The organism is Streptomyces flavotricini (assembly GCF_020639365.1).
Lineage (GTDB): Bacteria > Actinomycetota > Actinomycetes > Streptomycetales > Streptomycetaceae > Streptomyces > Streptomyces flavotricini.
This window is the reverse complement of sequence record NZ_JAINUL010000001.1, coordinates 7,465,177-7,476,337: the sequence shown is the minus strand read 5'-3', so window position 1 is coordinate 7,476,337 and position 11,161 is coordinate 7,465,177. Positions and strand designations below refer to the sequence as shown.

The window sequence follows — 11,161 nt, the reverse complement described above, 5'->3', positions numbered from 1 at the left end:
GCAGGGCGGAGCCGGGGCTGCCGGGCAGGGCGGAGCCGGGGCTGCCGGGCAGGGCGGAGCCGGGGCTGCCGGGCAGGGCGGAGCCGGGGCTGCCGCGGCCGGGGACGCCGGGCCCCGGGCTGCCGCGGCGGGGGCTGCCGCGGCCGGGCTGAGCCGACGGCGGCTCGGCGGGCGGTTGTTGGCGCTGGGCGGGGTACTGCTCCTGCACGCCGCGCTGCCCGGGGCCGCGGGGGCCGCGGGCCAACCGGCCGAGCGGCGGGCCCTGCAGGGGCTGCGCCTGCGGTACGGGTCGGCACGGCAGGCGGGGCTGGTCGAGAGGCACCTGGAGGCGGCGGCCGACGAGGCCCGGAGGTTCCTCGGCCCCTCCCCGGAACACCCTTACTACGCCGGGGCCGTGTTGCTCGCCGGCCGGGGCCGCACGATCGCCCTGCACCGCGCGATGGGCGAGGCCGTGCGGTACGCGGACTACGACGGGCGCACCGACCGGGTCCGGGAGTTCCCGGCGGCGCAGCGCATCCCGATGGCCGAGGACACCGTCTTCGACCTGGCGTCGCTGACCAAGCTGTTCACCTCGCTCCTGGCCGTGCAGCAGATGGAGCGCGGCCGGCTGGAGCTGGAGGCTCCGGTGGACCGGTACCTGCCCGAGTTCACCGGCGGCGGCAAGGAGCTGATCACGGTGCGCCAGCTGCTCACGCACACCTCGGGGCTGCGCTCGTGGGCCCCCTTCTACCAGCAGTCCACCCGGGAGGGTCAGCTGAGGATGCTGTGCGGCGTGCGCCCGCAGGACACCCCGGGGACGGTGTACCGGTACTCGGACCTCAACCTCATCGCGCTCCAGCTGCTCCTGGAACGGATCACCGGTCACACTCTGGATCTCCTGCTCCACGACGAGATCACCGCTCCGCTCGGGATGCACCGCACTCGTTACAACCCACCGCTCTCCTGGCGCCGCGTCACCGCCGCCACCGAAATCCAGCGGCCCCCCTGGTCCGGCCTGGACCGCGGACTGGTCTGGGGCGAGGTCCACGACGAGAACGCGTACGCCCTCGGTGGCGTCGCCGGCCACGCGGGCGTCTTCGGCACCGCCTTCGACCTGGCCGTCCTCGCCCGCACCCTCCTCGACGGCGGTGTCTACGCCGGCCGGCGCATCCTGCGCCCCGCCTCCGTCGAACTGCTCTTCACCGACTTCAACACCGCCTTCCCCGGCGACGACCACGGCCTCGGCTTCGAGCTCTACCAGCACTGGTACATGGGCGCCATGGCCACCCCGCACTCCGCCGGCCACACCGGCTTCACCGGCACCTCCCTGGTGCTGGACCCCTCCACCGACTCCTTCCTCGTCCTGCTCGGCAACTCCGTACACCCCGTGCGCACCTGGCGGGCCGGCAGCGCACCGCGCGTCGCCGTCGGCAACCGCTTCGCCCGCGCCGTCCCGGTCCGTACGAAACACGGCGGCCCGGCCTGGTACTCCGGCATGGAGACCGGCGGCTCCGGCACCCTCACCCTGCCGCCGCTGACCCCGGCCACGGCCGCGGCCCGGCTGCGCTGCGCCGTGTGGTGGGACACCGTGCCCGGCGAGGGAGCCTTCCACCTGGAGGCCTCGGCCGACGGGCAGAGCTGGGAGCCGCTGGCGTTCAGCACCCTGCGATCGACGGGCGGCGCCCCCGAGCAGTGGCCGCGGGGCAGCGCCGGCGGCTGGTCCGGCCGCATCTGGCACCGCCTGGAGGCCCCGCTCACCGCCTGGGCGGGCCGCCCGGTCCACCTGCGCTTCCGCCACACCGCGACCGGCCGCTACGTCGGCCGCGGGGTGTACGTGGACGTCGTACGGGTCGCGGAACCGGCCAGGCTCCTCTTCTCGGAGGACCGCCCGGCCGACGCGTCCCGCGTCCGGGCCACCGGCTGGACCCGCTCGACGGACTGAGGCACCGGGGCACGGCCCGCCAGGGGTGGCTGCGGCCACGTCCGGGCGGGACAGTCGCGTCAGGCCTCGCGGACCAGGCAGAACGGGTGGCCCGCGGGGTCCGCGAAGACGCGCCAGTCGTCGGGGACGGCGCCGGTGCGGGCGTCCAGCAGCTTCGCGCCGCAGGCCAGCACCTGCTCCTGCGCCCGGTCCAGGTCGGCCACCGCGAAGTCCAGGTGGAACTGCTGCGGACGGGCGGGGTCCGGCCAGCGCGGCGGCCGGTGGTCCGCGACCCGCTGGAAGGCGAGCACCTGACCCGACGGGACGTGCAGCGTCGCCCAGTGCTCGTCCACGGTCCAGCGCGGGTCCGGCCGGTTGACGCTCCCGCCCAGCACCTCCCGGTAGAACTCGGCAAGCCGCAGCGGATCCGGACAGTCCAGCACCACACACTGAAGTTCGGCGATCACGACCCGATCCTAGGACGCCTCCCGCCGCCGTCACACGCGCCGGGGGCATAAAACCGTGCCCGACGCTGTTCGCACTCGTTGAGTTTCGTTGAGTGTTCAACCCCGTCAGACAGCTCAACAGCGAAGGCAGGTACAGGCACATGGCGACCACCGACATCGACTGGGACCACCCGAAGGACCCCCGGCAGGGCACCTGGCAGCTCGACCACGTCAAGCAGTACGTCGCGTCGAACGGGGCCGAGGGCCACCACTGGAACGGCACCCAGACGCTGCTGCTCACCACCGTGGGCCGGGTTTCCGGCAACGCCGTGCGCACCCCGCTCATCTACGGCGAGGCCGACGGCCGCTACCTCATCGTCGCGTCCAAGGGAGGCGACCCCGAACACCCGCTCTGGTACAAGAACCTGACGGCCCACCCCGAGGTCCGCATCCAGGTCGGCCCGAAGGTGCTCCAGGGCACGGCCCGTACGGCGACCCCCGAGGAGCGCGCCGCGTACTGGCCGGTGATGGTGAAGCACTGGGCGGACTACGACGAGTACCAGCGCAAGACGGACCGCGAGATCCCGATCGTCGTCATCGAGCCCGCCGGGCCCGCCGCGTAACTGCGGTCAGTGCCCCAGGACGGCCATCGCCGCATTGTGGCCGGGGACCCCGCTGACGCCACCTCCGCGCACGGCGCCCGCGCCGCACAGCAGGACGTTGGCGTACGGGGTCCCCACGCCCCAGCGGCCCGCCGCGCCCCGGTCTTCCGCGTACGGCCACGACAGGTCCCGGTGGAAGATGTGCCCGCCGGGCAGCCGCAGTTCGCGCTCCAGGTCGAGCGGGGTCTTCGCCTCGATGCACGGGCGCCCGTCCGCGTCGAAGGCCAGGCAGTCGGTGATCGGCTCGGCGAGGTGCGCGTCCAACTGCGCGAGCGTGCCCGTCAACAGCACCTCGCGCGCGCCCTGGTTGTCGTGTCCGAACAGCCGGGCCGGGGTGTGCAGCCCGAACAGGGTCAGCGTCTGGTACCCCTGCGCCACGAGCTCCGGCCCCAGGATCGAGGGGTCGGTCAGCGAGTGGCAGTAGATCTCCGAGGGCGGCACGGACGGCAGTTCCCCGGCGGCCGCCTCGGCATGGGCCCGCGCCAGCTCCGCATAGCCCTCGGCGATGTGGAACGTCCCGCCGAAGGCCTCGCGCGGGTCCACCGAGGTGTCCCGCAGCCTCGGCAGCCGGCGCAGCAGCATGTTGACTTTGAGCTGTGCCCCCTCGGGAGCCGGTTCCGGCGCCGGCGCCTCCCCCAGCAGTTCGCCCAGGGCCCGCGGCGAGGCGTTGACGAGCACCGTCCGCCCGACGACCCGGCCCTCCCCCGTCGCCGTACGGAAGGTCACCTCGGCCGGCGCCCGCCCGTCCGTCTCGATGCGGAGCACCTCGTGCCCGGTCGCGATCTCGGCACCGGCCGCCCGGGCCGCCGCGGCCAGCGCATCGGTGAGCGCGCCCATCCCGCCGACCGGGACGTCCCAGTCCCCCGTGCCGCCGCCGATGACGTGGTAGAGGAAGCAGCGGTTCTGTACGAGCGAGGCGTCGTGCGCGTCCGCGAAGGTGCCGATCAGGGCGTCCGTGAGCACCACGCCCCGCACGAGGTCGTCGGCGAAGTGCTCCTCGACGGCCCGCCCGAGGGGCTCCTCGAACAGCATCCGCCAGGCCGCCTCGTCGTCGATCCGGGCCCGCAGCTCCGCCCGCGTGGGCAGCGGCTCGGTCAGCGTCGGGAACACCTTCTCGGCGAGCCGTCCGGTCCGCCCGTAGAAGGCCCGCCAGCTCTCGTACTCCCGCTCCGAGCCGGTCAGCCGTGCGAACGATTCCCGGGTGCGGGCCTCTCCGCCGCCGACGAGGAGCCCGCCGGCCCGCCCGTCACGCTCGAACGGCGTGTACGAGGACACCGTGCGCTTGCGGACGGCGAACTCCAGCCCGAGATCGCGCACGATCTTCGCCGGGAGCAGCGAGACGAGGTACGAGTAGCGCGAGAGGCGGGCGTCCACGCCCACGAAGGGGCGGGTGGAGATCGCGGCGCCGCCGGTGTTCCCGAGGCGCTCCAGGACCAGCACCGAACGGCCCGCCCGGGCCAGGTACGCGGCGGCGACCAGTCCGTTGTGCCCGCCGCCCACGATCACGTCGTCGTATACATCGTGCCCGAAGCTCGTCATGGCTCTTGGTAACACACCTGGCCGAGCCGCTCCAGACAGTGTGCTTCGTCGGCGTGGGCCGCCACCGTGTCCGGGTGGTCGTCGCCGAGGGAGCGCTCGCGGATGCCGGAGAGGTCCCGGTAGACGGGCAGGGCCTCGTCCCAGCGGCCCAGCCGTCCCAGCCCGACGGCGAGTTCACGCCGGCTGACGAGGGTGTCGGGGTGTTCGGCGCCGAGGGCCGCGGCCCGGGCCTCGGCCACCTGGCGGGCTTCGGCCACCGCCTCCTCCCAGCGCTCCAGCCGGCCCAGGTTGACGCCGAGGACGTGCCGGGCGCGCAGCGTCTCCGGGTCGGAGGCGCCGTAGGCGCGGGTGCGGTCGCGGACCAGGCCCCGGAACAGGTCCAGGGCCTGGGCGGCGTGGCCGGTGCGGCCGAGTGCGATGCCGGCCTCGTAGCGGGCGGCGAGGGTGTCCGGATGGTCCCGGCCGAGGACCCGTTCCCGGACGGCCGCGACGTGGCGGAATCCTTCGAGTGCCTCCTGCCAGCGGTCCAGGCGGCCCAGGGCGTACGCGGCCTCGTACCGGGTCAGCAGCGTGTCGGGGTGCTCGGCGCCCAGGACGGCGGCCCGGTCGGCGGCGACCTCGGCGGCGGTGCGTTGGGCGTCCGCGAACCGGCCCAGCGCCCCGAGTTCGCACGCGAGGTTGTGGCGGCAGCGCAGCGTGTCGGGGTGGAGCGGGCCCATGGCGCGCTCCCGGGCGACGAGCACCGCGCGGTAGACGTCGTGGGCCTCGCGGTGGCGTCCGAGCCGGCCCAGTTCGTACGCCGCCTCCTGGCGCGCGGCCAGGGTGTCGGGGTGGTCGGCGCCGAGGGCCCGGGTGCGGCCTTCGACGACGGCTTCGTACAGGGCCAGCGCCTCTTCGGGCCGGCCCGCGCGGCTGAGGGCGAACGCCCGGGTGTGGCCCGCGGCGAGCGCGCCGGGACCGGCCCCGTCGAGGCCGACGCCGTCGGAGCCCGGCGCGTCCGGGATCCCGTACGGCACGCCGTAGGGCGCGGTGAGCCGCGGGTCCTCGGCCGCGGCGGGGCGCAGGATCCGGTGCTCGCCGCTGGGGCGGCCGGCGGTCCACGAGCCGGTGAGCACGGCCCAGGCACCGCTCGCGGGGCGGGCGTCGACGCCCGCCTTGCGGCCGGCGGTCATGCCGGCGGCCCAGGCCGGCAGCGGCGTCCGGGCGCCGGCAGCGGCGTCCGGGCGCCGGGCGGGCCGCCCGGGCCGACGCGGCCCTCGACGAGCCGCCGGTGCAGGTGGCGGGCGTCGCCGGGGCGGTCCTCGGGACGCTTGGCCAGCAGGTCCAGGACCACCTGCTCGAAGTACTCGGGCAGCTCGGGGCGGTGCTCGCGCAGCGGTACGGGCGCGTTGTCGCGGTGGCCGACCAGCACCGACCAGGAGTCGCCGAGGTCGAAGGGCGGGGCGCCGGTGGCGATCTCGTACAGGACGCAGCCGAGGGAGTAGAGGTCGCTGCGGTGGTCGACCTCCCCGCCCGCGATCTGCTCGGGCGACATGTAGTGCGGGGTGCCCATCGCCATGGCGCCGCCGGTGAGCTTGGCGGTGAAGCCGATGTCGTGGGCGAGGCGGGCGATGCCGAAGTCGCAGATCTTCACCGTGCCGTCGGTGAGCCGCATGATGTTGGCCGGTTTCAGATCGCGGTGGACGACACCCTGGTCGTGGGTGTAGCCGAGGGCGGCGGCGAGCTGTTCGGCGGTGTCGACGACCACGTCCACGGGGAGCGGACGCGTCTCGTTGTCGTCCAGGAGCTGGCTGAGGTTGCGGCCGTCGAGGAGTTCCATGACGAGGTAGAGGGGACCGCCGGCGGCGCTGTCGTCGCCGAAGTCGTGCACGACGGTGACCCCGCGGTGCTGGAGGGAGGCGGCGACGCGCGCCTCGCGGCGGAACCGTTCGCGCAGGACCTGGGTGAAGTGGTTGTCCCGCTCGGGCCCCAGGGGCTTGAGGCATTTCACCGCGACCTGCCGGCCCAGCGACTCGTCCCGGGCGCGCCACACCTCGCCCATGCCGCCGCGCCCGATCAGATCGAGTGACCGGTATCGGCCCTGGATCAGTCTGGACTCCGCCATGTCTTAAAGCCGCCCCCGTTGTCGTGCTCCGTCCTATGCCCTCCCCGGCCGGTCCAGTATGGCCGCTGGTGTACGCAGTGTGTACGCCGAGGGGCGGCTCCCGGGGCCCATGCGGCGCATCGCTTTCAAGATGTGACCTGGAGGCAGCCGCCACCGCAGACCTGCGGGAATGCTGCGCAGCAGGGTACCGGTGAGGCGCAGGCGACGGGTGATGACGGGCGCCGGCGGCGCCGCCCGCCCGTACAGCCGGTGCGCGTGGCCGGGGAGGGAACCGTAGGCCAGCTCCGCGATCGGGCGCCACAGCAGGTTTCGGCCAGGGACGAGGAGGGCAGGGGTGGGCGGGCTCCGCAGGAAGTCGACCACGGCGCGGGCGTCGGGTCCGGCCGCGAGCCCGGGGCGGACCTCGTCGAAGTACGCGGCGAGGGCGGCCGTGCCGGCGGGGACACGGGCCGGGTCGAGACCCACCAGGCGGGCATTGACCCGGTTCTCGTCCACGTAACGGTCGGCCTGGGCGGCGGTGAGGCGGACCCCGGAGCGGCGCAGTACGTGCAGGAAGCTGTCGATCTGCGCGCAGTGCACCCACAGCAGCAGCTCGGGATCGTCGACCGGGAACCGCTCTCCGGTGGCGGGATCGGTCGCGGACAGGCTCCGGTGGATCCGGCGGACGCGGGCGGCGGCGCGCTCGGCGGCCTCGGTGGTGCCGTAGGTGACGGTGCCGACGAAGTCGGCCGTGCGCAGCAGCCGGCCCCAGGCGTCGGAGCGGAAGTCGCTGTTCTCCATGACCCCGCGGACCGCCCGGGGGTGCAGGGCCTGGAGGTAGAGCGCGCGGATTCCGGCGATCCACATGATCGGGTCGCCGTGGCACTGCCAGGTGACGGACGCGGGCCCGTAGAGCCCGGGGTCTGGCTCGGGGTCGGGCGGGGTCGGTGCGCTTGCGGTGCCTCGGGTCGCGGCCATTGCCGTACCTCCCGTAACTCCCTTACGGCTCCCGGATTGCCCCTCCGCTCCAGCCTACCGAGGCACGGCGGGCCGGAGCGGAGGTGCGTGCCGGGTCAGGGGCAGCGGTCGACCCGCACCTGATTGGCGATCTTGTTGGCCGACACGAAGCCGCGGACGAAGTTCAGGCGGCCGGTGTACGGGTTGTACCCGGGCCCTTCGACGAGGAACCAGCGGTTGGTGCCGTTGGCCCACGCGCCGTCGCGCCAGCAGCGCATGGTCACGGTGACTCCGCCGAAGATGCCGCCGATGAGGGCCTGCGGCGCGAACGGGCTGTCGTACGCGGGCGTCAGGCTGTTGGTCTTGGGCGGACTGGCCGCCCCGGCCGGGGCGGCGGCGGTCAGGGCCAGCACGGCGCCGGCCGCGCCGACGGTCGCCGCGCGCCCCCAGTGGCCGAGCCGCCGCTTGAGGATGGACTTCACGTGCGTGATTCCCCCTTGCCGTGGTGATGGTGCGGCGCAGGCCGAAAAGCGCCTGCGAGCGACCGATTCTGTCCGCCGCCGACCGGCGTGTCAGGGGGCCGGCCCCCGGCGTGCGGAAGCGCGCCCACCCTGCGCTGCACCACCCCGTACGCCCCGGCGTACGGCTACTCGGCCGCCGGCTTGCCGGGCTGGTCGTGCGTCGAGCAGTGGATGCCGCCACCGCCGGAGGCGATGGTGTCGATCTTCACGGGCACGATCTCCCGGGTGGGGAAACGCTCTTGGAGGATCCCCTTCGCCCGGTCGTCGGCCTTCGCGTCCCCGAACCGGGGCATGAAGACGGCGCCGTTGGCCACGTAGAAGTTCGCGTACGCGGACACGAACGCGTCCCCGCGGCCGGTGATCCTGTCGAGGTCGGGCTGCGGCAGGTCGACGACCTGGAGGCGCTCGCCGCGCGCGTCGGTCGCGTCCTCGAACACCGCCCTCGCCTGATCGGCGGCGCGCGACCACACGTCGGGCGGGGTGCCGGGGAACGCCTGGTCGAGGAGGACTACGCCCGGGGCGCTGAACCGGACGAGGCTGTCCACGTGCGCGTCCGTGATGTCCTGGCCGCGCACCCCGGCGAGCCAGATCACCTTCTTGATGCCGAGGGTGCTCTTGAGCTCGTCCTCGATCCGGTCGCGGCTCTTGCCGAGCAGCTTGCCCGGCTCCTCGACGAACACCGGCACGGTGTCCCGCGCCCAGAGGTCGTCCACCGGAACCGGGATCACCTCGACCTCGGAACCGCACGCCTTCTGCGCCGCCGCCTGCCCCGGAGGCCCGCCGCGGGGCGGAAGCCGACCGTGTCGACGGCCTCGCGGCGTGGGTCGTGGACGTCCGTGCGGCCGCGCCCGGTTGGAGGTCCCAGGCGGTCGTGCAGACCGACAAGGGCCTCTACCAGGGCGCCCGCCTCGCCGACGGCGCCTGGACCGGCTTCGTCGACGTCCAGTCGAAGGCCGGCGACATCGGTGGGGTCCGCACGAGCGCGATCGCCGGCATCGACGGCAACAGCCACGTGGTGGCCCTGGGGAACGACGGCAGGCTGCGCCACACCATCCGCAAGGCGGACGGCACCTGGGGCACCTTCGGTGACATCGGCTCCATGGCCGGCGTGCTCACCGGCATCACCCACGTGTCCGCCGTCTCCATCGGCACCGACCTGCACGTGGTCGTGGCCGCCGACGGGAAGGCCTTCCACACCGTCCGCCGCGGCGACGGCAGCTGGACGCCCTTCGGTGACATCTCCGTGGTCGCCGGTCCGATCGGCGGCGTGAGCTCCGTCGCCACGGCCAGCGTCGGCGGGGAGCTCCAGGTCATCGCGCTCAGCGGTGGCAAGGCCTTCCACACCATCCGCAACACCACCGGCCACTGGTCGGAGTGGGGCGCCGTGGCCCGGGCCGCCGGCACCACCGGCCCCGTCACCTCGGTCTCCATGGCCGGCGTCGGCGGTGACGCCCACATCGTGATCGCCACCGACAACGGCACGCGCCAGTACCACACCATTCGCAAGGCCGACCGCAACTGGGACCCCTTCGGTGAGCTCAAGGGCCCGCTCGGCACCATCGGGAAGCCCGCCGCCATCAGCATGACCGGCACCCTCTGACCGAGAACGCCCGAGCCCGTCGCGCGACCGCCCGCCCCGGACCGGCCGCGCGACGGCGCGCCCCGCCACCCCGCGATCGCCGTCACCGGGTTCGTGAACTCCGCCCTCCGGACTGACGCCCCCTCCGGTGAGGCGGGCGGCCTCAGGTCCAACAGGCGCCGAGTTCCAACTGGCGTTGCCGGTCACAGGGGTTCAGCGGCGGACTCGGGGCATGCCCAGGCCGATCCAGGAGATGATCTCGCGCTGGATCTCGTTGTTGCCGCCGCCGAAGGTGAAGATGACCGCGCTGCGGTAGCCGCGTTCGAGTTCGCCGTGCAGGACCGCACCCGCGGACCCGTCCTTGAGGGAGCCGGCCGCGCCGACGACCTCCATCAGCCAGGCGTACGCGTCCCTGCGGGCCTCGGAGCCGTACACCTTGACGGCGGAGGCGTCCTGGGGGGTGAGGGCGCCGTCCTGGACGGCGCCCACCATCTGCCAGTTGAGGAGCTTCATCGCGTCGAGGCGGGCGTGGGTGCGGGCGAGGCGGCCGCGGACCCAGGTGAGGTCGATGACGCGGCGCCCGTCGGCGAGCTTGGTCTGCGCGGCCCAGCGCTGGACGTCGTGCAGGGCCCGGATGGCCATGGTGCCGTGGGCGGCGAGGGTGACGCGTTCGTGGTTGAGCTGGTTGGTGATCAGGCGCCAGCCCTTGTTCTCCTGGCCGACGCGGCGGCTCGCGGGCACGCGGATGTTCTCGTAGTAGCTGGCCGTGGTGTCGTGCGAGGCGAGGGTGTTGATCAGGGTGCAGGAGTAGCCGGGGTCGGCGGTCGGCACCAGGAGCATGGTGATGCCCTTGTGCGCGGGGGCGTCCGGGTCGGTGCGGACGGCCAGCCAGACCCAGTCGGCGGTGTCGCCGTTCGTGGTCCAGATCTTCTGCCCGTTGACCACGTACGTGCCGGTCTCCTCGTCGCCCTCGCGGACGGCCTTGCACTTGAGGGCGGCGAGGTCGGTGCCGGCGTCGGGCTCGCTGTAGCCGATGGCGAAGTCGATCTCGCCCGCGAGGATGCGCGGGAGGAAGTACGCCTTCTGCTCGTCCGTGCCGAACTGCATGATGGTCGGCCCGACCGTGTTCAGCGCCATCAGCGGCAGCGGCACGACGGCCTGCGCGGCCTCGTCGAAGAAGATGAACTGGTCCATGGGCGACATCCCGCGGCCGCCGTACTCCGTGGGCCAGCCGACCCCGAGCCAGCCGTCGGCGCCGAGCTTGCGGATGGTCTCGCGGTAGAAGCGCTTCTGCGCGGCGGGGTCCTCGTAGCGGGCGTGGACGTCCTGCGGCACCAGCTCGGCGAAGTAGGCGCGCAGCTCGGTGCGCAACTGCTGTTGCTCAGGCGTGTATTCGAGGTGCACGGCCCCTCCGGGTGTCTCGCGGTCCAGCCGGTCGCTGTGTGGCGGCGCACAGACTAGAACGTGTTCCAAG

The 11,161-nt window shown here is 73.8% G+C and carries 8 protein-coding genes and 2 pseudogenes; 3 read left to right on the top strand and 7 right to left on the bottom strand.

Annotated features, from left to right (window positions below; all coding sequences use genetic code 11):
• Positions 1-148 precede the first annotated feature (148 nt).
• Positions 149-1,921: a serine hydrolase domain-containing protein gene (locus tag K7B10_RS34230; protein ID WP_229345620.1), complete on the top strand. Its 1,773-nt coding sequence runs from the start codon at positions 149-151 to the stop codon at positions 1,919-1,921.
• A 59-nt stretch (positions 1,922-1,980) separates the two neighbouring features.
• Here the strand turns inward: K7B10_RS34230 and K7B10_RS34225 are convergent, their stop codons facing one another.
• Entirely contained in the window at positions 1,981-2,367 is a 387-nt protein-coding gene (locus K7B10_RS34225; RefSeq protein WP_229342732.1) for a VOC family protein, read from the bottom strand.
• A gap of 140 nt (positions 2,368-2,507) precedes the next feature.
• On the opposite strand from K7B10_RS34225, the gene K7B10_RS34220 reads away from it, so the two are divergent.
• Complete coding sequence (locus K7B10_RS34220; RefSeq protein ID WP_229342731.1) at positions 2,508-2,969, top strand: nitroreductase family deazaflavin-dependent oxidoreductase; 462 nt, start codon at positions 2,508-2,510, stop codon at positions 2,967-2,969.
• Between the two features lie 6 nt (positions 2,970-2,975).
• On the opposite strand, the gene K7B10_RS34215 is transcribed toward K7B10_RS34220, so the two are convergent.
• The 5 genes and pseudogenes from K7B10_RS34215 to K7B10_RS34195 form a co-directional block, all read right to left on the bottom strand.
• A complete protein-coding gene (locus tag K7B10_RS34215; protein ID WP_229342730.1) occupies positions 2,976-4,547 on the bottom strand; it encodes a phytoene desaturase family protein in 1,572 nt (523 codons plus the stop codon).
• A pseudogene (locus tag K7B10_RS34210) lies at positions 4,544-6,651 on the bottom strand (serine/threonine-protein kinase). Before K7B10_RS34210 ends, K7B10_RS34215 begins: the two are co-directional and overlap by 4 nt.
• Before the next feature lie 33 nt (positions 6,652-6,684).
• Positions 6,685-7,608 carry an oxygenase MpaB family protein gene (locus tag K7B10_RS34205; protein ID WP_229342729.1) on the bottom strand — a complete coding sequence of 308 codons (924 nt, stop codon included), beginning with the start codon at positions 7,606-7,608 and terminating at the stop codon, positions 6,685-6,687.
• Positions 7,609-7,703: 95 nt separating this feature from the next.
• Positions 7,704-8,069 (bottom strand): hypothetical protein, encoded by a 366-nt coding sequence (locus K7B10_RS34200; protein WP_229342728.1) that lies wholly within the window; start codon positions 8,067-8,069, stop codon positions 7,704-7,706.
• Positions 8,070-8,233: 164 nt separating this feature from the next.
• Positions 8,234-8,884 (bottom strand): annotated as a pseudogene (locus tag K7B10_RS34195) (agmatine deiminase family protein); the annotation flags it as partial.
• 95 nt (positions 8,885-8,979) lie between these two features.
• Here K7B10_RS34195 and K7B10_RS34190 point away from each other — a divergent pair.
• The gene (locus K7B10_RS34190) at positions 8,980-9,708 is read left to right on the top strand and encodes a DUF8189 domain-containing protein (RefSeq protein ID WP_229342727.1); all 729 of its coding nucleotides are present in this window, start codon (positions 8,980-8,982) and stop codon (positions 9,706-9,708) included.
• A 192-nt stretch (positions 9,709-9,900) separates the two neighbouring features.
• On the opposite strand, the gene K7B10_RS34185 is transcribed toward K7B10_RS34190, so the two are convergent.
• Complete coding sequence (locus tag K7B10_RS34185) at positions 9,901-11,091, bottom strand: acyl-CoA dehydrogenase family protein (protein ID WP_229342726.1); 1,191 nt, start codon at positions 11,089-11,091, stop codon at positions 9,901-9,903.
• Positions 11,092-11,161: the final 70 nt, after the last annotated feature.